The 21,636-nt window shown below is 67.8% G+C and carries 22 protein-coding genes; 15 read left to right on the plus strand and 7 right to left on the minus strand.

Features of this window, described 5'->3' with window-relative positions; translation table 11 throughout:
- Window positions 1–20: 20 nt before the first annotated feature.
- Window positions 21–575, minus strand: a complete 555-nt coding sequence (locus tag AMYHA_RS03960) for a PadR family transcriptional regulator (RefSeq protein WP_034268062.1) — start codon at window positions 573–575, stop codon at window positions 21–23.
- A 277-nt stretch (window positions 576–852) separates the two neighbouring features.
- Here AMYHA_RS03960 and AMYHA_RS03965 point away from each other — a divergent pair, with 277 nt between their 5' ends.
- From AMYHA_RS03965 to AMYHA_RS03975, 3 genes are all read left to right on the plus strand, one after another.
- The gene (locus AMYHA_RS03965) at window positions 853–1,272 is read left to right on the plus strand and encodes a DUF5318 family protein (RefSeq protein ID WP_034268066.1); all 420 of its coding nucleotides are present in this window, start codon (window positions 853–855) and stop codon (window positions 1,270–1,272) included.
- A gap of 84 nt (window positions 1,273–1,356) precedes the next feature.
- Entirely contained in the window at window positions 1,357–4,185 is a 2,829-nt protein-coding gene (locus AMYHA_RS03970) for a transglycosylase domain-containing protein (protein ID WP_157361792.1), read from the plus strand.
- Between the two features lie 130 nt (window positions 4,186–4,315).
- Window positions 4,316–6,184 (plus strand): glycosyltransferase family 87 protein, encoded by a 1,869-nt coding sequence (locus AMYHA_RS03975; RefSeq protein ID WP_407919901.1) that lies wholly within the window; start codon window positions 4,316–4,318, stop codon window positions 6,182–6,184.
- A gap of 92 nt (window positions 6,185–6,276) precedes the next feature.
- On the opposite strand, the gene AMYHA_RS03980 is transcribed toward AMYHA_RS03975, so the two are convergent.
- Window positions 6,277–7,041 (minus strand): deoxyribonuclease IV, encoded by a 765-nt coding sequence (locus tag AMYHA_RS03980; RefSeq protein WP_034268069.1) that lies wholly within the window; start codon window positions 7,039–7,041, stop codon window positions 6,277–6,279.
- Window positions 7,042–7,191: 150 nt separating this feature from the next.
- Here AMYHA_RS03980 and AMYHA_RS03985 point away from each other — a divergent pair, with 150 nt between their 5' ends.
- From AMYHA_RS03985 to dnaB, 8 genes are all read left to right on the plus strand, one after another.
- On the plus strand, window positions 7,192–8,130 hold the full coding sequence (locus AMYHA_RS03985) for a hypothetical protein (RefSeq protein WP_034268072.1): 939 nt from the start codon (window positions 7,192–7,194) through the stop codon (window positions 8,128–8,130).
- A 100-nt stretch (window positions 8,131–8,230) separates the two neighbouring features.
- On the plus strand, window positions 8,231–9,160 hold the full coding sequence (locus tag AMYHA_RS03990; protein ID WP_157361794.1) for a hypothetical protein: 930 nt from the start codon (window positions 8,231–8,233) through the stop codon (window positions 9,158–9,160).
- A 106-nt stretch (window positions 9,161–9,266) separates the two neighbouring features.
- Window positions 9,267–10,178, plus strand: coding sequence for a hypothetical protein (locus AMYHA_RS03995; protein WP_034268078.1), 912 nt, complete (start codon window positions 9,267–9,269; stop codon window positions 10,176–10,178).
- Window positions 10,179–10,242: 64 nt separating this feature from the next.
- On the plus strand, window positions 10,243–10,554 hold the full coding sequence (gene rpsF / locus AMYHA_RS04000) for a 30S ribosomal protein S6 (protein WP_196776829.1): 312 nt from the start codon (window positions 10,243–10,245) through the stop codon (window positions 10,552–10,554).
- Window positions 10,555–10,565: 11 nt separating this feature from the next.
- Window positions 10,566–11,057: a single-stranded DNA-binding protein gene (locus AMYHA_RS04005; protein ID WP_034268083.1), complete on the plus strand. Its 492-nt coding sequence runs from the start codon at window positions 10,566–10,568 to the stop codon at window positions 11,055–11,057.
- 58 nt (window positions 11,058–11,115) lie between these two features.
- Window positions 11,116–11,364 (plus strand): 30S ribosomal protein S18, encoded by a 249-nt coding sequence (rpsR, locus tag AMYHA_RS04010; RefSeq protein ID WP_034268085.1) that lies wholly within the window; start codon window positions 11,116–11,118, stop codon window positions 11,362–11,364.
- 17 nt (window positions 11,365–11,381) lie between these two features.
- Entirely contained in the window at window positions 11,382–11,843 is a 462-nt protein-coding gene (gene rplI / locus AMYHA_RS04015; protein ID WP_034268088.1) for a 50S ribosomal protein L9, read from the plus strand.
- A 537-nt stretch (window positions 11,844–12,380) separates the two neighbouring features.
- Window positions 12,381–13,778, plus strand: coding sequence for a replicative DNA helicase (gene dnaB, locus AMYHA_RS04020; protein WP_034275730.1), 1,398 nt, complete (start codon window positions 12,381–12,383; stop codon window positions 13,776–13,778).
- A 247-nt stretch (window positions 13,779–14,025) separates the two neighbouring features.
- On the opposite strand, the gene AMYHA_RS04025 is transcribed toward dnaB, so the two are convergent.
- Window positions 14,026–14,994 (minus strand): helix-turn-helix transcriptional regulator, encoded by a 969-nt coding sequence (locus AMYHA_RS04025; protein WP_034268092.1) that lies wholly within the window; start codon window positions 14,992–14,994, stop codon window positions 14,026–14,028.
- A 63-nt stretch (window positions 14,995–15,057) separates the two neighbouring features.
- Between AMYHA_RS04025 and AMYHA_RS04030 the strand changes: the two genes are divergently transcribed.
- Complete coding sequence (locus AMYHA_RS04030; RefSeq protein ID WP_034268095.1) at window positions 15,058–15,636, plus strand: DinB family protein; 579 nt, start codon at window positions 15,058–15,060, stop codon at window positions 15,634–15,636.
- A gap of 124 nt (window positions 15,637–15,760) precedes the next feature.
- Here the strand turns inward: AMYHA_RS04030 and AMYHA_RS04035 are convergent, their stop codons facing one another.
- Window positions 15,761–16,249, minus strand: a complete 489-nt coding sequence (locus AMYHA_RS04035; protein ID WP_034275732.1) for a pyridoxamine 5'-phosphate oxidase family protein — start codon at window positions 16,247–16,249, stop codon at window positions 15,761–15,763.
- A 55-nt stretch (window positions 16,250–16,304) separates the two neighbouring features.
- Window positions 16,305–17,255 (minus strand): short-chain dehydrogenase/reductase, encoded by a 951-nt coding sequence (locus AMYHA_RS04040; protein ID WP_051399523.1) that lies wholly within the window; start codon window positions 17,253–17,255, stop codon window positions 16,305–16,307.
- Between the two features lie 344 nt (window positions 17,256–17,599).
- On the opposite strand from AMYHA_RS04040, the gene fbaA reads away from it, so the two are divergent.
- A complete protein-coding gene (fbaA, locus tag AMYHA_RS04045; protein WP_034268098.1) occupies window positions 17,600–18,628 on the plus strand; it encodes a class II fructose-bisphosphate aldolase in 1,029 nt (342 codons plus the stop codon).
- Window positions 18,629–18,705: 77 nt separating this feature from the next.
- On the opposite strand, the gene AMYHA_RS26810 is transcribed toward fbaA, so the two are convergent.
- Complete coding sequence (locus AMYHA_RS26810; RefSeq protein WP_034268101.1) at window positions 18,706–19,395, minus strand: hypothetical protein; 690 nt, start codon at window positions 19,393–19,395, stop codon at window positions 18,706–18,708.
- A gap of 296 nt (window positions 19,396–19,691) precedes the next feature.
- Window positions 19,692–20,870, minus strand: a complete 1,179-nt coding sequence (locus AMYHA_RS04055; protein WP_034268103.1) for a hypothetical protein — start codon at window positions 20,868–20,870, stop codon at window positions 19,692–19,694.
- A 114-nt stretch (window positions 20,871–20,984) separates the two neighbouring features.
- Between AMYHA_RS04055 and AMYHA_RS28155 the strand changes: the two genes are divergently transcribed.
- Both AMYHA_RS28155 and AMYHA_RS04060 read left to right on the plus strand, forming a co-directional pair.
- The gene (locus AMYHA_RS28155; RefSeq protein WP_269189730.1) at window positions 20,985–21,119 is read left to right on the plus strand and encodes a hypothetical protein; all 135 of its coding nucleotides are present in this window, start codon (window positions 20,985–20,987) and stop codon (window positions 21,117–21,119) included.
- A gap of 71 nt (window positions 21,120–21,190) precedes the next feature.
- Window positions 21,191–21,598, plus strand: coding sequence for a DUF3151 domain-containing protein (locus tag AMYHA_RS04060; RefSeq protein WP_034275736.1), 408 nt, complete (start codon window positions 21,191–21,193; stop codon window positions 21,596–21,598).
- Window positions 21,599–21,636: the final 38 nt, after the last annotated feature.

Genomic DNA, 21,636 nt, shown 5'->3' on the forward strand with positions numbered 1-21,636 from the left:
TGCTTGCCAGCGGCGCGGGGTCAGCCGTGCTGACCGCGCTGTTCCGCCTGTTCGTGTGCGATGAGCTCGTTGAGCCACCGCACTTCCCGTTCACTGCTCTCCAGCCCCAGCCGATGCAATTCCCTGGTGTAGCGGTCGATCCTCTCCTCGGCCCGTGCCAGCGCAGCCCGCAAGCCCTCGCGCCGCTCCTCGACTCGCCTACGACGCCCTTCGAGAATGCGCATCCTGACGTCGGCCGGGGTACGGGAGAAGAACGCGAGGTGGACGCCGAAACCCTCGTCGTCCCACGTCTGCGGGCCGGCGTCACCGAGTAGTTCGCCGAACCGCTCTTTGCCTTCCGCGGTGAGCTTGTACACCCGCCGCGCCTTCCGGCCCCAGGCCCGGTTCTCGTGGTCGGTCGCCGTACCCGGCTCCTCCGCGATCAGCCCAGCGCGCTGCAGCCTGCGAAGGGTCGGATACACCGAGCCGTAGGAGAACGTCCGGAACATCCCCAACGTGTCGTGCAGGCGTTTGCGCAGCTCATAGCCGTGCATGGGTGCCTCGTGCAGCAGCCCGAGGATCGCGAACTCCAGCATTAGGCACCTCCTTCGCCTGCTCGGACACCGGTGATGGCCGTCCGTTCCATCGGTGCAATCTACCGAGCCACTATATCGCGCCGATACATCGAGTGCAGCATCACGAGCCGCACTGTGTGGTGAATGACGCGTTCATGCGATGACAGCGGTACTCACGGCATTCAACGCAGTGAAGGCGTCATTCGCCGCGCCCACCGCGGGGAAAGCGTCATTCACCACACCGCGATCCGCACTCCGAACCTGTGGTGAACCTGCCGAGGGCACGTAGGCTGTTCTCGTGCGAAACCAGCGGCAGATCGTCGACTACGCCCTGCGGCGCAGGGCGTTGCTCGCGCGGTGGCGCGCAGGGCACGTCTCCACCGACGACATCTGCGACGCGAATCCGTACCTCACTCAGGCGGCGCGTTATCATGGTGAGTCCGTCGAACACCCGTGTCCGGTGTGCGCCAAGCAGCGAATCGCCCTGGTCGCGTGGGTCTTTGGCGATGAGCTGCAGCATGCGTCCGGTTCCGCGCGCAAGCCGGATGAGCTCGAACGGATGGCCAACCTGTTCGCCGAGTTCACCGTCTATGTAGTCGAGGTGTGCCTGGCGTGCCGCTGGAACCATCTCGCGCTTTCCTACGTTGTCGGGACCGGCGAGCCAGGAACGCGCGCCCCCGCTCCTCGCACCCGACCCCGGAAGTCCGCCACCCCGTGACGATCACCAAACCCCCGTTTGTGAGTCCCCCGTGCCGCCATGGAGTCGGGGTGTGCTGACAATGTTCACCCTGGAGACTGATTCGTGACAGACGACAGCAGCTCAGGACGGCGATTCATGGACGGCGACGCGAACTGGCCTGGTAGTGACCAGGACCGTGGCCCGAGTCCGCGCAGGTCAGGCGACGACCCGCGCTGGCCGGCCGGTGCGGAGCAGGGCAGGCGGCGGGCACCGCAGCAGGGGCCAGGCGGCGAGCGCCCGCAGCGTCCGTCGGGCCAGAACCGTCCCGCTCGCGATCCGCGTCAGCCGCAGGGGCCGTCGGCGAGTGTGCCGCCGGATGGCCGTGCCCGCCCACGCAGGACACCCCCACCCGCGGGCGGTCCCGCCCCAGGCGGCCCAGCCCAGGGAGGCGCGCCAGGACAGCCACCAGCGGGTCGTCAGCCGGGCCCGCCGCCAGGCGGAATGCCTCCAGGACGGCCGCCAGGACCACCTCCAGGACCACCTCCAGGACCACCTCCAGGTGGCCCGCCGCCCGGTGCCCCACCGCAGGGACGTCCGCCCGGTGGCCAGCCGCAGGACGACATCTACGCGACCGAGATGTTCTCCCCGCTGAGCAGGGGCTCTGACACCGAGCCGCCGGAACCGGAGCTGCTGACGCACCGACCTGCTGGCGACCCGATGTGGCACGACCCCGCTGCCGACGAGCGGATGACCGGGGTCGTCGCCAACTACGAGCAAGAGCCGGACTTGCCCGGCGACCCACACGAGGACGACGTCGACGACGGCCTCACCGCGAAGCAGAAAAGGTGGCGGCTTATTCGCAGGATCGGATACGGCGCGGTGACGGCGTTCGTGCTGATCCCGATCGCGGTCTTCACCGTGCTCTACTTCGTCCTCGATGTGCCGTCGCCGTATGAGGTCGCCGCGTCGCAGAACAAGACCGTCACGTACATGTACTCCAACGGCGGCGTGATGGCCAAGGATATGCAGGACGGCAACCGCGTCCTGCTCGAACCGGACCAGGTTCCCGACAAGGTCAAGCACGCCGTCTACGCCGCGGAGGACGAGAGCTTCGAGACCAACGCCGGTTTCGACGTCATGGGCATCCTCCGCGCCGTCAAGAACCAGCTCACCGGCGGTGTCGGTGGTGGCTCGACGATCACCCAGCAGTACGTCAAGAAGGCCACCGAGAACGAGGAGTACAGCATCGAGCGTAAGGCGACCGAGATCGTCAAGGCGTTCAAGATGAGCAACCAGCTCAGCAAGTCGGAGATCATCACCGCCTACCTGAACACGATCTACTTCGGTCGGGGCGCGTACGGCATCCAGGCCGCGTCGCAGGCGTACTTCGGCAAGGACGTTGGCAAGCTGAGCCCGGCGGAGGCGGCGTACCTCGCCGGCATCATCCAGGCGCCGAGCAGGGGCGACAACCTGGAGTACGCCGAGCGCCGCTGGAACTACGTGATGGACCAGATGGTCGAGAACAACTGGTTGCCGTCGTCCGAGCGGTCCGCCGCCACGTTCCCGAAGCCGGTCAACGAGAAGAAGACCCAATCGCGCGGGTTCGATGGCTCGCGGCGTCACCTCAAGGCCGCCATCTCCTCCGAACTGGATTCGCTCGGCTACTCCGAGGAGCAGGTCCGTACGGCGGGCTACACGATCCACACCACCGTCAACAAGCGGGCACAGCGCATCGCGGAACAAGTGGTGCGGGACGTGATGAAGGGCCAGCCGAAGAAGCTGCACGAGGCGTTCGTCGCCGTCGACCCGGCATCGGGCGGCGTCATGGCCTACTACGGCGGTCCCTACGACGAGACGGACTACGTCAACTGGGCGAGCAAAGGCAGAAACCCCGGCTCGACCATGAAGGCGTTCGACTTTCTCGCGCTGCTTAAGCAGGGCGAGAAGGGGCCGTACGCGACCTACGACGGCACGTCGCCGCGTAAGTTTGGCGACGTCGTCGTCAAGAACGCCGGTGACGACCAGTGCCCGGACTGCACCGTGATGGAAGCGATGAAGCGCTCCATCAACACCGTGTTCTACGACATGGTCGCCAACGACGTCGGCCCGCGCGCCGTCGCCAAGGCGGTGCGGGAAGCCGGGGTGAGCGACGACTCGTCCGTCAGCGACCTGGACACCAACATCGCCATCGGTGGTGGTGACAACAAGATCACCCCACAGGACCTCGCGTCCGCGTACGCGACGTTCGCCGCCGACGGAGTGCAGCGGAAGTCGCACCTGGTCAGCAAGATCACCACGCCGGACGGCGACGTCATCTACCAGGCGGATCGCAAGGGCCGCCCTGCGTTCTCCCCCGACAAGGAGAAAAGCAAGCAGATCGCTGGCAACGTCACGATGACGCTGGAGCCCGTGCTGGCCCACTCGCAGTTGCGCTGCGCCGATGGCCGCGACTGCGCTGGCAAGACCGGTACACACGAGGCGCCAGGCCACCCTGGCCAGAACTCGCAGGCGTGGATGGTCGGCTACTCGCGGCAGATCGCGGCGGCCGCGTGGGTCGGCGACAAGGCGCTCGGGCCGATCAAGGACGCCAACGGCGCGCCGATCTACGGGTCCTCGTTGCCCGGCCCGATTTGGCAACGGTTCATGAACCTCTACCACGAGGGGCTGCCGCAGGAGCCGTTCCCCGAGGTCGAGGTGATGGGCGAGCCGCCGCCACCACCGCCGGAGCCGGAACCCGAACCGGAGCCGACCGAGACTCCGAGCGAGGAACCGACGGAATCCGAGCGGCCGGAGCCGGAGCCGTCTGGCAGGCCGGAGGAGACCACCACGACGACGCCGCCGACGACGACCGAAGAGGACGACGGTGGCAGCATCTTCCCGGGCAATGGCAACGGCAGACCAACGGAAGACGAGCAGACGACTGAGGAAGAGACGCAGCAGGACGACGGCTGACGTCATCGGGTGCGGGTCGGTGGGTGTCCGGCTCGCACCCGGCTCACCTGTCGTGCGGTAACTTCCTGACGTGCCCTCCCCCTCAGAGCGCCCCTGGCTCGGCGAACACACCCGGAGCGAGGCCGACCGGGTGATCCCGACCTGGACCGAGCCACTGGCCGCCGCCGCGAGCAAACCGATCGGCGGTCCGCTCGGCGCGCACGCCCTCGTGGGGCGCCACTGGTTCTGGACGCCGTTGCGTGTCGTGTTGCTGCTCGCCATCGTCACGCTGACGTTCGCGTGGTTCGGGAAGGCGGCCTGCATCCAGCAGCGCGTCAACGACGACGGCACCGCTGGCCTCGACTGGAGCTCGAACCGCCAGTACGTCGCGATGTGCTACTCCGACATCGTGCCGCTGTACGGGGCGGAACGGCTCAATAAGGAAAGCTTCTTCCCGTACCGCGATGGCTGGCTCGAGCTGAGCAACGGCAACAACGGCAAGACCAGCGTCACGATCCACGGCTACGGCGAGTGGTACCGGGTCGCCAACGACGTCTCCGCCGTCGACGCCACCGGCGGGCGGTACCAGCTCACGCCGGAGAACCAATTCGTCGTCGAGGACGGCCAGCTGCGGTTCGCGAGCGGTCACGTGGTCGACCTCGCCGAGCGCGACCAGATCCGGTTCATGGAGTACCCGGTGCTGACCGGGCTGTTCCAGTGGTCGATGGCGACGGCGACGCGCGCCTGGGAGGACGGCGTGCGCGCGGGCATCCTGCCTGGCGGTATCTCGGTCGCGATCTACTTCAATCTCACCGCGCTGTTCCTGGCGTTCGCGTGGCTCGTGACGGTGTGGTCCGTCGCCCGCACCGGACGTCGCAGACCATGGGACGCCGCGCTGGTCGCGCTCTCGCCGCTGGCGATCGCGCACGCCTTCACCAACTTCGACACGCTCGCGACGGCGTTCGCCGCGGGGGCGATCCTGGCGTGGTCCCGGCGACGATGGGGCGTCGCCGGGGTGCTGATCGGCATCGGAGCGGCGTTCAAGCTGTATCCGCTGTTCTTGCTCGGGCCGTTGTTCGTATTGTGCCTGCGCGCGGGCAAGCTGCGGGCCTGGACGGGATCGGCGCTCGCCGCGATCGGCACCGTCGTGGCGATCAACCTGCCGCTCGCGCTGCGCTACCCCGACGGCTGGTACGAGTTCATCCGGCTCAACAGCGAACGTGGCATGGACCCTGACTCGCTCTACAACGTGGTGCGGGTGTTCACCGGCTGGGATGGCTTCGACGGCCCGCTCGCGCCCGGTCAGGCGCCTGCCACGCTGAATACCGTCGCCGCGGTGCTGTTCCTGCTGTGCTGTGTGGCGATCGCGGTGGTGGCGCTGTCCGCCCCGGTTCGGCCTCGGCTGGCGCAGCTGGCGTTCTTGGTAGTCGCGGCGTTCCTGCTCACCAACAAGGTGTGGAGTCCGCAGTTCTCGCTGTGGCTCGTGCCGCTCGCCGTGCTGGCGATCGGGCACTGGCGGCTGCTGCTCGGCTGGATGACGATCGACGCGCTGGTGTGGGTGCCCAGGATGTTCTTCTACCTCGGCGTGGACAACAAGGGACTGCCTGCGGAGTGGTTCCTCGGCGCGGTCGTGCTGCGGGACCTGGCCGTTGTCGGGCTGTGTGCGCTGATCGTGTACGAGATCTATCGGCCGAGCACGGATCCCATGCGGGCGGGCGGCGAGGACGACCCGGCTGGCGGGGTGCTGGATCGCGCCCGCGACGTCGTGGCGTTCCGCCTCGGCCGTTCCGGCGGCGGACGGGCGCCAGTGGGTGTCGGGGCCGGGGCGCCGGACGCCTCAGGCGGCGCTGGCGGCCCGGGTGCCGCTAGTGCTGGCGCTGGCGGCCCGGGTGGCGCTGGCGGACCGGCTGCGGGTGGCGCTGGTGGCCCGGGTGCGGGTGGCCTGGGTGGCGGTGGTGCCGCGGATGGCCCAGACGCGTTGTCAGCGCCGACGCGGCGGATCCGACGCCCACCCCGATAGTTCGTGTCCCGCTTTCCGGACGCCGTGTCCCCCGTTGCGGACGTGTTCGGCGCACGAGGAGCCCTGCTGCCGCCACGAGCGCCGAACGTGCGTCAGGTGGTGATGGTCTTGCGGAGGTAGGCGATGTCGTCCGCCTGACCGTCGGCGGGGGTCTCCACGATCACGGGCGCGCCAGCCGCCGCCGCGACGTCGGCCAGCACCTGCGAGTCGATGGTGCCGTCGCCGCCGACGACGTTGGCGTGCCGGTCACGGCTTGAGCCGAACTCGTCGCGCGAGTTGTTGAGGTGGACCAGGTCGATCCGGCCGGTGATGGCCTTGACCTTGTCCACGACGTCGTCCAACTCCCAGCCAGCCGCGAAGGCGTGGCAGGTGTCGAGGCAGAAGCCGGGCTCGAAATCGCCGACCTGTTCCCAGAGCCGCGCGAGCATGTCCAGGTCGCGCGCCATCGCGTTGTCGCCGCCTGCCGTGTTCTCGATCAGGATCGGCACGTCGAAGCTGGCGCGCTCGAACAGCTTGCGCCAGTTCTCGATACCCGCCGCCGGATCCTCGCCCTTGCGTACGTGCCCTCCGTGCACGATCAGCCCCCGCGCGCCGACCTCGGCGGCGGCCTTCGCATGCTGCGCGACCAGCTTGCGTGACGGAATCCGGATCCGGTTATTCAACGACGCCACGTTCACCAGGTACGGCGAGTGGATGAACACCTCGACGTCGGATGCCGTGATCCCCTCGGTGTGCGGGTGCGGTTTCGGGGCTTTCCAGCCTTGGGGATCGGCGAGGAAGAACTGGACGACCTCGGCGTCGCGCTCGCGGGCCGCGGCTATCGGATCGTCGTCACGGACGTGCGCGCCAATAAGCATGGCGTGAGCCTATCCGAACGGACTCTCAACGCTCTGGAGAGTGAATCCGAGCGATTGGGCTTCGCTAGATGCACCCGTTCCGGTTAGGTTTTCAACCCGGAGGAGCGCCAACCAGGTCGCGGGGTGTCAATCGTTCGGTGAAGGGACACTATGGTGAAGCGATATCTCGGTGCGGTGCTGGCCGCGTTCGTACTGGGCTGTGTCGGCCCGCTGACGGTTGGAGCCGCGCAGGCAGCGGAGGAACCCGAAGGCGGGACGTCCCTGCTCGGTTCGGTTACTGACACGCTCGGCACGCTGACCAGCGGCGGCACCGAGTCGGTGCCGGACATCGACGGGCCGGCGCCAGACCCTGCGCCCACCCCGGCGCCACCGGAGCCGCGGCCCGAACCCGCCGAGCCTGACGCCGCGCCAGCTCCGGACGCCGCGCCAGCTCTGGACGCCGTGCCAGCTCCGGACGCCGTGCCAGCCGACGACGCCGAGATCACCGGCGTCGTCGGCACGGTCACCACCACGGTCGGCCGTCTCGCCGACGCGCCCCGGAAGCTGCTCACCGGAGTCGTGGGCGACGACACCCCGGCACCCGACGTCCCCGCCCCGGACATGCCCGCCCCGGGCGCTCCCATCACCGAACCCCCAGCGGACACCCCAAATCCGCCTGAGGACCCCGAAACACCGGAAAAGCCGGAAAAACCGGACAGCCCGCCAGCCGACGCCCCAGCAGACAACGCCCAGGCCGGGCCACCGGCACCAGCTCCGGACCTGCCCGACGTCAGCCAGATCGGCTTCACCGAGCTGGACCATGCCGAACCGGCTCCGGCTCAGCAGTCGATCACCCAGCCGGACTCCGCCGAGCCAGACCGCACGGAGTCGCGCCGCCCTCGGCAAGACGTCCCCGCGTTCATCGATCCCACAGAATCCAACGGAGAAGCCCCCGCCGACCAGGGCAAACCCGCTGGCGAGCCGCCAGCCGACGTCCGGGCGGACGCGATCTCGCTCAAGCACGTCACGCGCACGCCGTTCATGCTCGCCATCGCGCTGCTTACCGCAGTTGGCGTAGTGACAGTACGCCGTGTAATCACAGCGAGATAGAAGTTTGCCGAGCTAGCGTCACGAAGTGCACTCAGTCACGTTGTCTTAAGCAGTGGGCCATAGCACACTGGGTGACATCGACGAGAGCAAGGTTGGTCACATGAGCAAGCTGAGGCGCAACGTGGCAGCAGGCGCGGCGACGGTGCTCGTCGCATCATCGGCGATGCTCGCGCTTCCCGGGTCGGCAGTAGCTGCCGACCCGATCGTCGCGGGTAGCTGCGGCCAGACACTGCAGGGCGACGCGGGTGCCCCGTTGTCGATCAACCTCGCGTCCGCGCTCGGCATTTCCGGCGCGCCGACGGTCGGCCTCGGCACCGTGACCGAGGGCACCAAGACGTACTCGCTGACCAAGTCCGAGCTGTTGGACGCTCTAGGTGGTCTGTCGCTGCTTGGTGTGGCGCTCCCCAGCGTGTGCGGGGTGACGGTCACTGGGGTGAAGACCGTGACGGAGTCGGTGGAGAAGGTGACGGAGCCGGTCACCGACGCGGTCAAGGACGGCGCGGAGACCCTCGAGAAGGCCACCGAACCGGTCACCGACGCTGTGGAGGGTCTGGTCGGCTCTGGTGGCTCGGACAACGAGCCGGCGTCCGGTGGTGGCGGCAACGACGGCTCGCCCAACAACGGCCCCAGCGGCGCCGAGAAGCCCCGCGAGCGCCAACAGCCGGTCCCTGGCCCGTCGAGCCCGCCGATCGAGCCAAGCAACAGCGGCTTCGGCGCGCCGTACTACAGCTCGTTCTCCCCGATGGGCGCGTTCTCGTCCTTCCCGTACCGCAACGCGTCGTTCTCCACGCACGCTCCTGGCCTTCGCTATGGCTCCGGCTTCGGCGACTATGCGCCGTCCTTCGGCGTGCTCGGCCAGGACGGATCGAGCAACGGTGACGCGGTCGCCAACGCGGGAAGTGCTGACGCGCTGCCGCCCGCGCAGGGCAGGGTCGGCTTGCCGATGCTGCTCGCGGTGCTCGCGCTGGCAGCGGCGAGCGCCGGGCTGGTGCGCAGCTGGGTGTTACGGAGTATCGCTCGCGTCCGATAGCAGGAGTGATCCATAACTCACCGTGACCGCGTACGCTGACGCGGGAGTGTTGATAACGCCTGCGGTCACTCGTTCGGGCCGCGAACGGATCCCAAGGAGACCGATAGTGCCCAGCTACCGGTGTACCCGCCGCACCCTGTCCGTGGTTCTCGTCGGCGGTATCGCCTGCGCCTCGCTGCTCGGCCTGACCCACACCGCGGCGGCAACGGTGACGGCGGCGAGCTGCAGCGGCTCCATCGCGGGCAAAGTCGGCGAAGCGGTCAAGCTGAAATCCGAGACCGTCAAGGAGTACGTCGTCGGCGCTGTCGACGACGGGCCAGAGGCGCCGCTGCTCGGCTGGAAGAACGAGCAGACCCGGATGCGGGAAGCGTTCGAGGAAGGCAAGTTCGAGCCCATCAAGCTCCCCAAGGTGCCCGACTCGGCGTCGACACAGCTCAAGGGCAAGCGGATCGCCAAAGCCGTGCTCGCCAAGATCGACAGCGTGGACGAGGTCTCCGACATCGCGGACGACGAGGAGAACCGAAAGAACATCAAGGCCGCTGTCGGTGAGAACTGCGGCCTGACCGTGAAAGCGACCAACTACACACCGCCGACGTCGGCCCAGCCCCGCACCGGCTCCGGCCAGCAGGGCAACGACCAGGGGCCATCGCAGGGGCAGGGGCAGTCGACGACCACGCCCCGCCAGGTCGGCGGCGCGGCGCCACCGCCGTCCGCCCGCTACGGCACCGATGGCGCTGCCCCGTCGCAGCGCTACTACGGCAGCCGGACGCCGTCCAGCCCACGGGCAACGGACCAGCCCGCCCAGCCCGGACTGCCGCCGAGCACGATCGATCCGCCAGCGCTGTCGGAAGACATCGGCCAGTCCGACCCGAACGTGGACAATGCTGGCAACGCCCGGGCGATCGAAGCGGAACGGGCGGCCGCGGAGGTCCGGTTGCCGTTACTCCTCGCGGTCGTCGCACTGGCGTGCGTCGCGGCGGCCCTTGTGCGGACCTGGGTGTTGCGCAAGGTAAGCTGACGCCCTGACTAACCCTCCTGCCACGGATGGTCCGTGGCCGCTGAGCCCAGAGGAGGTGAGTGGTTTGTCACGTCATTACGAGGTCATGTTGATCCTCGATCCCACTCTCGACGAGCGAACCGTTCCCACCACGTTGGAGAACTACCTCAACGTGATTCGGGATTCGGGTGGCAGTGTCGAGCAGGTGGACGTCTGGGGCCGTCGCAGGCTCTCCTACGAGATCGCCAAGCACAGCGAAGGCATCTACGCCGTGCTCGACCTCAACGCGACGCCCGAGGCTGTCAAGGAGATGGACCGGCAGCTCTCGCTTCAGGAGATCGTGCTGCGTACCAAGGTGCTTCGCCGTGACACCAAGCGTTCCGTAGCGAAGGTTTGAGGTGATTCACCATGGCTGGTGACACCATCATCACGGTTGTCGGCAACCTGACCGCCGACCCTGAGCTGCGCTTCACGCCGTCCGGCGCTGCCGTCGCGAACTTCACGGTCGCGTCGACGCCGCGCATCTTCGACCGCCAGGCCGGCGAGTGGAAGGACGGCGAGGCATTGTTCCTGCGCTGCAACATCTGGCGGCAGGCGGCGGAGAATGTCGCCGAGTCGCTGTCGCGGGGCACCCGCGTCATCGTGCAGGGCAGGCTCAAGCAGCGCTCCTTCGAGACGAAGGAAGGCGAGAAGCGCACCGTCGTCGAGCTTGAGGCCGATGAGGTCGGCCCAGCGCTGCGCTACGCCACCGCCAAGGTGAACAAGGTGAGTCGTGGTGGCGGCGGCTTCGGTGGCAACTCCGGCGGTGGCGGTTCCACACCGCCCGCCGACGACCCGTGGGGCTCCGCGCCCGTCGCGGGCGGCCAGAGCGGTGGCTTCTCCGACGAGCCGCCGTTCTAAGCGCCCAGCTGCCGACAACTGACCCGGAACGTTTTAGACATAACCCAGGAGAATTACCGTGGCCAAGCCACCCATTCGCAAGCCGAAGAAGAAGGTCTGCGTGTTCTGCAAGGCGGAGAAGAAGGGCCGTCCGGAACCGATCGATTACAAGGACACCGCGCTGCTGCGCAAGTACATCTCCGACCGCGGCAAGATCCGCGCTCGCCGGGTGACGGGCAACTGCAGCCAGCACCAGCGTGACGTCGCGACCGCGGTCAAGAACTCGCGTGAGATGGCGTTGCTCCCCTACACCTCGACCGCGCGCTGAGTAGAAGGAGGAACGTCATGGCAAAGATCATCCTGACTGCCGATGTGGCGAACCTCGGCGGTCCCGGGGACATCGTCGAGGTCAAGGACGGCTACGCGCGCAACTACCTGTACCCGCGCGGGCTCGCGATGCAGGCGTCCAAGGGCGCGGAGAAGAACATCGCGACGATCCGCCGTTCGCAGGAGGCCCGTCGGATTCGCGACCTTGACCACGCCAAGGAGGTCAAGGCCACGCTGGAGGGCCTCGGGGACATCGAGCTGCCCGCGAAGGCGTCCGAGAGCTCGAAGAAGCTGTTCGGGTCGGTCACGTCGGCCGACGTCGCCGCCGCGGTGAAGGACGCTGGTGGTCCGGTGCTCGACAAGCGCAACATCGAGCTCGGCGACCACATCAAGCGGCTTGGTAAGCACGAGGTCTCGGTGCGGCTGCACCCCGACGTCACCGCGACCTTCCGCGTCGACGTCGTCGCACGCTCCTCATAGTGAGCTGACCTAGCGTCAGTCGCAGCGAATCGGCCCCCGCTCCGAACATGGAGCGGGGGCCGATTGCTGTGTTGGCCAGTGAGCGTTGGCCGGGCCCGCGCATCCCTGTGGATCAGTGCACACCCGGCTGGCGCGACACGCCGAACGAGGAGTTTCTCGCGACACGCCGACGACATTTCCCTCAACTTATCCACAGCTTGTACACAAGGTTTGACCTGCGGTTTTGCACAATGGGGTGACGGTTGCCCACAGGTTGTCCCCAGCGAAGAAGCAGCTTGTGGTTGAACGCGGAGGGTCTTCCCCAGGCAGTGCACAGCACCGTCCCGATCTGTCCCCAATCCCTCCACAAGCCGTTTTGCCTACCGTCCCGGAGGCGGTCTAGCGTGCCGTGAGCCAGTGGTGCCATCGGTGGCTTGGATCCACGAATCATGTGCGTGTCGGCTGGGCTCGGCGTAGCATCCGCAGGTACCATAGTCGAACGTCTATTCGACCACGGCTTATAGTGTTGATGTGACCCAGGAGGGGGTGTTCGGCCCGGTGGCGCTCACCGACGACCGCGGTCCCGCGTTCACGACAGACTCGCCTGAATCCGGCGGGAGCAGCGGGTTCGACCGGCAGCCACCGCAGGATGTCACCGCGGAGCAGTCCGTGCTGGGCGGCATGCTGCTGTCCAAGGACGCGATCGCCGACGTGATCGAGGTGGTGCGACCTGGTGACTTCTACCGGCCCGCGCATCAGGCTGTCTACGACTGCGTCCTGGACCTCTACGGCCGTGGCGAGCCCGCCGACCCGATCACGGTGTCGGCCGAACTGGAGCGGCGCGGCGAGCTGGGCCGCGTCGGTGGCGCGCCGTACCTGCACACCCTGATCGCGACGGTGCCGACGGCTGCGAACGCCGCCTACTACGCCGAGATCGTCGCGGAGAAGGCCATTCTGCGCAGGCTGGTCGAAGCGGGCACCCGAATCGTGCAGTTCGGTTACGGCGCCGCGGATTCGTCCGGCGCCGCTGTGGATGAGGTTGTCGACCGCGCGCAGGCGGCGATTTACGAGGTCACCGAACGCCGCGCCAGCGAGGACTACGTCGCGCTGGAGGAGTTGCTCCAGCCGACGATGGACGAGATCGACGCGATCGCGTCCCATGGCGGTGTTTCGGAAGGTGTGCCGACCGGCTTTACCGATCTCGACGAGGTCACCAACGGACTTCACGCGGGTCAGATGGTGATCGTCGCGGCGAGACCTGGAATTGGCAAATCCACGCTAGGACTGGATTTTGTCCGTTCTTGTTCCATTAAGCACGGTTTGACTAGTGCCATTTTCTCGTTGGAGATGGGTCGCACCGAGATCGTGATGCGGCTGCTCTCCGCCGAGGCGAAGATCCGGCTGCAGGACATGCGCGGTGGCCGGATGAGCGACGACGACTGGACCCGGCTGGCGCGGCGGATGAGCGAGATCAGCGAGGCGCCGCTGTTCATCGACGACTCGCCGAACATGACGATGATGGAGATCCGCGCGAAGGCCAGGCGGCTCAAGCAGCGCAACGACCTGCAGCTCATCGTCGTCGACTACATGCAGCTGATGACGTCCGGTAAGAAGGTGGAGTCGCGGCAGCAAGAGGTGTCGGAATTCTCCCGTCAGCTCAAGCTGCTCGCCAAGGAGCTTGAGGTGCCGCTGGTCGCGATCAGCCAGCTGAACCGTGGTCCTGAGCAGCGCACCGACAAGCGGCCGATGCTGTCCGACCTGCGTGAATCCGGTTCGCTGGAGCAGGACGCCGATATCGTGCTGCTGATCAACCGGCCGGACGCATCCGAACGCGACGACCCGCGCGCCGGTGAGGCCGACCTGATCCTTGCCAAGCACCGTGCCGGTCCGACCAGCACGGTCACCGTGGCGCATCAGCTGCACTACAGCCGGTTCGCCGATCTCGCGCAGGCGTAGCGGCGAAGACACCTCCGACCCGGGCGAGTACGTCGTCACGGCTTACGGAGACGACGACCTGCCGCTGCGGCCACGGCTGAGCCTGCCCGAGGGCGTCCTCTCCGAGTACCTACACGCGCTGGCGACCTCGTCTCAAGGGCCGAGCAGGCGAACGAACTGGAGTGGGTGGCAGAGCCGCCGCGCCCGGACGAGCGGGCTCGGTAGGTACCGCCGAGCTTGGCGTGATCCCAGCTGACCACCGGGTCTTTCAGCCCGTGCCTGCCATCGCCGAGAGGCGACGGGCGAGCCGGGCGGCGGCCTCCCGCAACTCCGGGGGCTCCAGCACTTCCGTCTCGAAGCCCAGCCGGGCCACGTGCATGGCGAGCCAGTCCACGTCATCCCCGCCAGCGGTGAGCACGCACCCGTCGCCATCGTTCTCGACGCGCCCTACCTGGGGTGGCACCAGCTCCCGCACGTCGTCTGACCGCGCATGCACTCGTACCCGTGCGAGATACCGGTATGGCGCCGCGGTCACGGACCGTTGTACGTAGGCGACCGGGTCCGGATGCTGCCTCGCCCGGAAGCGCCACGTTGTCGCTGCCACATCACGCATCCGGTCTAGCCGGAAGGTGCGCCAGTCGTCGCGGTCGACGTCCCAGGCCATCAGGTACCAGCGGCGGCTCGTGGCGACCATTCGCACCGGCTCGACCGTGCGCTCCTGTTCCTCGCTGCTGCCGTCACGGGGGCGGCCTGCGTAGCGGAATCGCACTCGCACCGCGTCGCGACAGGCTCGCGCGAGCGTCATCAGCAGTTCCGCGTCGACCTGGACACCGGGGCCGACAAGGATCTCGGTGGCGTTGTGTACGGCCCGCACCTCCGCGCGCAGCCGGGGCGGCATCACTTGGTCGAGCTTCGCGAGCGCCCGCAGCGCCGCCTCTCCCGCCCCGGCGACCGTTTCCCCAGTAGCCAGCCGCAACGACACCGCCGTCGCGATCGCCTCTTCGTTGTCGAGGAGCAGCGGCGGCAGCCGGGTGCCCGCGCCGAGCTGGTAGCCGCCGCCGACGCCTGCCGCCGCATGCACGGGATAGCCGAGGTTGCGCAGCCGCTCTACATCGCGTCGCACCGACCGGTCAGTGACGCCCAGTTCGGCGGCGAGTTCGTCGGCGGTCCATGACGGCCGCCGCTGTAGCAGCGCCAGCAACCGCAGCACTCGCTCGGTCGTCGCCTCGACGGTCACGTACGCATCATTCCACAGATAACGGACCGAATCTGTCCGCTATTCGCGAGAGTCTCTGGAACCATGACCGAACCGACCTGGAACCCGCTGCTCCGGGAGCAGCTCACATGGCACTGGACCAACCAACTACGCGATCGCCTCGACGGGCTCACCGACGACGAGTACTTCTGGGAGCCTGCGCCCGGATGCTGGAGCGTGCGCCCGCGCGGCACCGGTACCGCGCCGGTGCGGGCCGGATCCGGCGCGATGACCATCGACTTCGCGATGCCGATGCCCGACCCGCCACCGTTCACGACGATTGCCTGGCGTCTCGGTCACGTGATCGTCGGCGTACTCGCGATGCGTAACGCCGCCCATTTCGGTCGCGTGCCTACTGACTATCAGTCATTCGAGTACGCCCCGAGCGCGGCGCGAGCGCTTGCCCAGCTCGACGCGGAGTACGCCACGTGGGTGGCTGGCGTCGAGTCCCTCGGAGAGGCCGGCCTCGCGCGCCCGTGCGGGGAGGCGGAAGGACCGTACGCCAAGGAACCGCTGGCAGCACTCGTGTTGCACATCAACCGCGAGCTGATCCACCACCTGGCCGAGGTGTGCCTGCTCCGCGATCTGTACCTGCACACGCGGACCCGATTGGAGACGAGCTGAGATGGCCAGCGAAGTCCAAATCACCCTCGACTGCGCCGCAACGACCTCTCGGCGCTGGCCGACCCCGAGGGCAACGAGTTCTGCCTCGACTGATCGGCGCTGAGGCGGGTGCGCTGTGCCCGCCTCAGTACACCCCGCCAAGCTTCGAATGATCCCAGCTCACGATCTTCGTCGGCGTGAACACCAGCCCGACCCGCTTGGCCGCCTGCTCGCGCAGGACGTCCACCAGTGACGGCGGGACCTCGACGCTGTCGTCCTCGAACGTGTAGCGGTGCATCAGGTCGATGCCGATGCGTAGCGTCTCGTCGGCGTCGTCGATCAGCTCGACGTCGCATTCCATCGACACGCCCCGCAGTTGCTCGTACTGCTCGCCGTCCTCGGCCAGCACCGTCGCCTCTGCGAGCCGCCGCAGGTTGGCGACCTTTTGCGAGCTGCCGTAGGTCCACGTTTCCAGCCGTGGCGCGTCGACGTCGTCTACGCGCGGGAGGTACCACAGCGGCGCGAGGTGTGGCCTGCCCTTGGGGCCCATGGTGGCCACGTTGATCACCCGCTGCTCGGTGAGGAACTCGGCGACCTCCGTCGCGGACATCTTGATCTGATCACGTCGAGACATGCGAGCACTGTAGACCCGCGACACCCGCGGCGCGCCAGTCGTGACCGAACAATCGTTACGCGCCAGGTGCGCCCAACTGTTTCGCGCGCTCCTGCTTCGCTCGCGCGGTCGCGGCCTTGCCACCATGGCCGGTCATCGCCGCCTCGCGCGCGCCCCTGCGCCGGATGTCGTCGATCGCTTCGGCGTCGGCCTCAGCGACCTTCATCATCCGTGAGCCGATCTCGATGAACGGCGGCAGGAACGACCTGATCAGCTTCGCGCCGCCCACCCAGCGGGGCACGTGGATCGTCCGTGCCCGCTTGAGCACGCCCTGCTCCAGCTTGTCCAGCGCGAACTCGAGCGGGTACGTCTTGCCGAACAGCCCGGGCATCCCGGCACGGAGCTTGCCGAACACCGGGTGCTTGTCCGCGCTTTCCACCAGGTCGGTGCGGATCCAGCTCGGGTGCGCGACGCCGACCTTCACACCGAGGTGGCGCAACTCGGCCCGCAGGCTGTTGCTGAACGCCTCGACGGCGGCCTTCGCGGCGCAGTAGTTCGCCAGGCCGGGCGCGTGCGTGATGGCGGCGAGTGAGGAGATCGCCAGCAGGTAGCCCTTGCGCTCGATGACGTGCGGCATGGTGACCCGGAAGGTGCGCCACACGCCGAGCAGGTCGACCTCGAAGACCTTCTCGTAGGCGACAGGGTCGACGGAACGGGCGAAGCCGGTGGTCGCGATGCCCGCGTTGGCGATCACGATGTCGATGCCGCCCCACTTCTCAACGACGACGGTCGTGGCGGCTTCCAGCTCTTCCCAGCTAGTGACGTCAGCTTCGAGTGAGACGGCGTTGGGGCCGATCCGCTCGGCGACGGTGTCCTGCTCCTCGATCTCAAGACCGACGAGTGCGACCTTGGCACCCCGGCGCGCGAACCGCTCCGCAAGCCCGGCGCCGATACCGCGGGCCGCGCCGGTGATGAACACGACGGTGTCGTCCAGGTTGCCCTTGCGTTTGAGGGGGTTGCGCACCACTAGCTCTCCGCTCCTTCGTGATGACGGTCGATGTGGCTTCTCCCAAGTAAGTGTTGTCGTAGAGTAACAGTTACTTGCGGGTACGTCTTTCGTTGGTTCGCACGAATTGGTCACATCGCCTGTTGGGATTGTGGACAACGTCGCAGGTGATCGCGGGCGTTGCGGGCAACTCGGCACAACTCGGGCGGCACTGTCGCCGCCGTCACGGGGCGCGACACGGGGCGTGCCTCGAAGGGTTGAGCTGCTCGTAGGATGCGGGTAGGAGACAGCCAGGACAACCCAGGACAACACCGCCTGCCCGCGAGGCGGCACACCCCGCAGAACCCGCCCGAGGAGGAGCACCGATGCCCATCGCAACCCCCGAGGTTTACGCAGAGATGCTGGACCGAGCCAAGGAGGGAGAGTTCGCGTATCCGGCAATCAACGTGACCTCGTCGGAAACGCTGAACGCCGCCATCCGAGGGTTCGCGGAAGCCGAGAGTGACGGCATCATCCAGTTCTCCACCGGCGGAGCGGAGTTCGCTTCCGGCCAGAAGGTCAAGGACATGGTCACCGGCGCGACCGCGCTCGCCGAGTTCGCGCACGTCGTCGCCGAAAAGTACCCGGTCAACGTCGCGCTGCACACCGACCACTGCCCGAAGGACAAGCTGGACGGCTTCGTCCGCCCGCTGCTGCAGATCTCGCAGGAGCGCGTCAACGCGGGCAAGAACCCGCTGTTCCAGTCCCACATGTGGGACGGCTCCGCGATCGACCTCGACGAGAACCTCAAGATCGCCGCCGAGCTACTCGACACCGCGGCCGCTGCCAAGATCATCCTCGAGGTGGAGATCGGCGTCGTCGGTGGCGAGGAAGACGGCGTTTCCAACGAGATCAACGAGAAGCTCTACACCGCGGAGGGCGACTACCTGAAGACCGTCGAGGCGCTCGGCGCGGGCGAGAAGGGTCGCTATCTGCTCGCCGCCACCTTCGGCAACGTCCACGGCTCCTACAAGCCGGGCGCGGTGCAGCTGAAGCCGGACGTGCTCAAGCGCGGCCAGGCCGTCGCCGCCGAGAAGCTGGGCCTGCCCGAGGGGTCGAAGCCGTTCGAGCTGGTCTTCCACGGCGGCTCCGGTTCGCTGCTCGAGGAGATCCACGAGGCGGTGTCCTACGGCGTCGTGAAGATGAACGTCGACACCGACACCCAGTACGCCTTCTCCCGCCCGATCGCCGACCACATGTTCAAGAACTACGACGGTGTGCTCAAGATCGACGGCGAGGTCGGCAACAAGAAGGTTTACGACCCGCGCAGCTACATGAAGGTCGCGGAGGGCGCCATGGCCGCCCGCGTCGTCGAGGCAGCCGAGAACCTGAAGTCGGCGGGCAAGAAGCTCTGATCCCGGGTCGTGAGTGCTGATCAGAGTTAGAACCCTGATCAGCACTCACGACCGGGCGCCACAGGCCGCGGGCAGGCTCAGCCCTCCAACGCCGACTTGAGCTCGCCGAGCCGCTCCCGCCACCGTTGCTTGAGCTTGGCCGCCGTCTCGGCGTCCGCCAGCTTGGTGTGACTCACGGTGACCTGCGTCTTGGCGTCGCCCTTGGCGATGAAGCTGAACTCGAGCTTGCCGGGTTCGCCGTCGAGCACCGCGCGGAACACCTTGTTCTCCCGCGACTTGCCCTGCGGCGTGAGCGTGCCGCCTAGCCACTCGCCGCGTCGCCCTGAATCAGCCACGGCGGCATAGGCCACGGCGAGGGGCACGGCGACCGTCTTGCTCGCGTTCGCGGCGAAGTAGCCGTCGCACTGCTGGCCCGGCTGCCGCAGACCCCGCTCCTGTTCGTAGCCCACGGTGATGCTCTGCGCCCACCAGCCGGACACGTCGTGTTGCTCGCCGACCCACCGGGCGATCTCGGTGTGGCCGCGGTCGCGTGCGCCCCACTCGTCGAGCACGGCGAACCACTCGTCCCAGCTTCGGCCGGTGTTGCGCCGGATCGACTCGTCGTTGTTGATCTCGGTGGCGCGACGGGCCGTGCTGGTGCTCGGCGTCGCGCTGCTGGGTGCGGCTGGCTCATCGGGCAGCAGGTGCCTGCGGGCCGCCGTGTAGCTCTCGCCAGTCTTGGTCATGCGGGCACGCACGCGGCGTTTGAACGACTTCTGGGTGGTCATCGGTGACGCTCCTTCCCGTGGCGGCGGCGATCCGACTCACGCTCGGCATCGCCCCACCGGAAAGGGGCGGAGACAATCACCGGAGAGAACTCTCGTGGTCCCCTTTACCTCCGCTGTGCCGGTGGCGTGAGCACCGGGGAGGAGGTCAGGCGCTCCGACTGCGCCGCAGTCAGACTACGCCGCGAGCAGGGTCGCGCTCAAGGTTGGAACTTCGCCAGGCAAATGGTCGCGAGAAACCGACAAACGACACCGATCTGGGCGCGAATCGCGCAATATCCCTGGCGAAGCCGGGTCGGCTACCTCGGCGCGTCCGCACGCAGGCGCGTGGCGTACGGCTCAAGCACCAGCCACAGCACGCCAACTCCCACCAGCACCACCGGCAGCGTCCAGTAGTCCACTGGCGGCGCTGATTCGGTGTGGACGTCGCCGAGCAGCCACGGCCGCAACTGCGCCTGGGTCCACAACGCGCCGAAGCCGAGCGCGGTGACCAGCGCCGCGCCGATGGGTGCCCGCGACCGGGCGGCGGGCAGCAGGAACGCCAGGTCCACCGCCAGCCCGACGAACACCAGGTAGAACGGCACCGTCGACGGCGGGAAACCAGCCCCGACCAGCAGCGGCCAGATCGCGGCCCGGTACGCGACGTACGCGCCGGCGACCGCAGTCGCCGTCCAGCGCACCCGCACTACAGCGCGGGCGGCGATCAGCAGCAGCGCCATCACGCCGATGCCCCACAGCGGATACACCCAGTCCGGGATCGGCAGCGCGAAGTGGATCACGGCCTCGCGATCGACTGCCCGCCCGAGATCGTCCGCGGCGAACTGGAGCAGTGACTGCTCCGCGCCCGGCTCACCGCGCTCCCATGCCCGCAGCGCCAGGATGCCGTACTCCTGCTGCCCGTTGGCGAAGTACACCGTCTCAAGCAGGAACGCCCACAGCGCGACGAGTGTCAGTGTCCTGGTCCTGCCCGGCTTGCTGGAGCTCAGCCAGCCGTCGATCGCGCCGAGGATCATGACGGCGGTGCCGATGTAGAGCATCGCGTGCGTCGGGCTCCACGCGGTCAGGTCGAGGCCGCTGATGCGGTGGTTGAGGACGTCGAGCGGTGCGGCGAGCAGGAACGTCACGGTGCCCGCCTGCATCAGCCGCAGCGAACGGCGCGTGCAGCCCATGCCGGTGTAAGTGTGGATGATCACCAGCGCGCACACCATCACGGTGCCCACGCTGTTCAGCAGGTGCGGTGGCGCGAAGTCGTCCCTGATCCACATGAAGTGCCACGACATGTCCCATGACGAGCCGACCACCTTGAACAGCAACGCGAGCAGCCAGGTGCGGTAGATGAAGCTCACTACCCAATCCGGTGTCGGCCGGCCCGGCCGTCGACGCTGCCAGTGCCGCTCGAAGAACACGCGGGTCTTGGTAACCGGGCCGCCATGAGGAGCGGGCTCGGAAGCGGGTACTGCCGCAAGCTGGTCAGTCACGGAGGCATCCTCTCGCGTGCGGGGCGCCGCGGAAGCGGGTCGGGAGACATTGTGGGGGGAACCTCGGGGTCCCCCTGACGCGGATTCCTGAAAATACCTCAGGTACACGCCGTCGTGGGGGTGGTGTGGCGAGAACCGCGGCCGCACTGCATCATCGTTGTGATGATGTCGAAACGTGTTGTCGCCATCGTGCTGGTTCTCCTGCTGGTGCTGGCCGGTGGGAGCTGGTTCTTCAGCCTGCTCGGCTGAGCCCGATCCCACACGGTGACCGCATGCCGACCGCTGTCGCCGTCGCTGACGGCGCTGGCAAGATGGCTGCTATGACGAACTTGCTTGAACCGGAACCAACGCTGCTGCCAGCGCGCGCCGACGCGCAGGCGGCCCTGGACGCCGGTACCTCGCCGTCCGAGGTCGCCGCGGAACACCCGGACTGCAGCGAAGCGTGGGCCGCACTGGCCGAGCGGGCGCTCGACGCAGGGGAGTACGTCGCCGCCTACGCCTACGCACGCACCGGTTACCACCGCGGCCTCGACCAGCTCCGCAAGGCGGGCTGGAAGGGACACGGCCCCGTGCCGTGGAGCCACCGACCCAACCAGGGCTTCCTGCGCTCGGTCGCCGCGCTGGCGCGTGCGGCGGAACGCATCGGCGAAACCGAGGAGTACCTGCGCTGCTCGCAGTTCCTCTCCGACTCCGACCCGGAGGCCGCCAAGGCGACCGGCCTGGCTTGAGCGGCGACGCGGTTGGGGTAGCGACCGCGCTCGGCCGC

Origin of the sequence: Haloechinothrix halophila YIM 93223, from assembly GCF_000504245.1 — a bacterium.
GTDB lineage: Bacteria > Actinomycetota > Actinomycetes > Mycobacteriales > Pseudonocardiaceae > Haloechinothrix_A > Haloechinothrix_A halophila.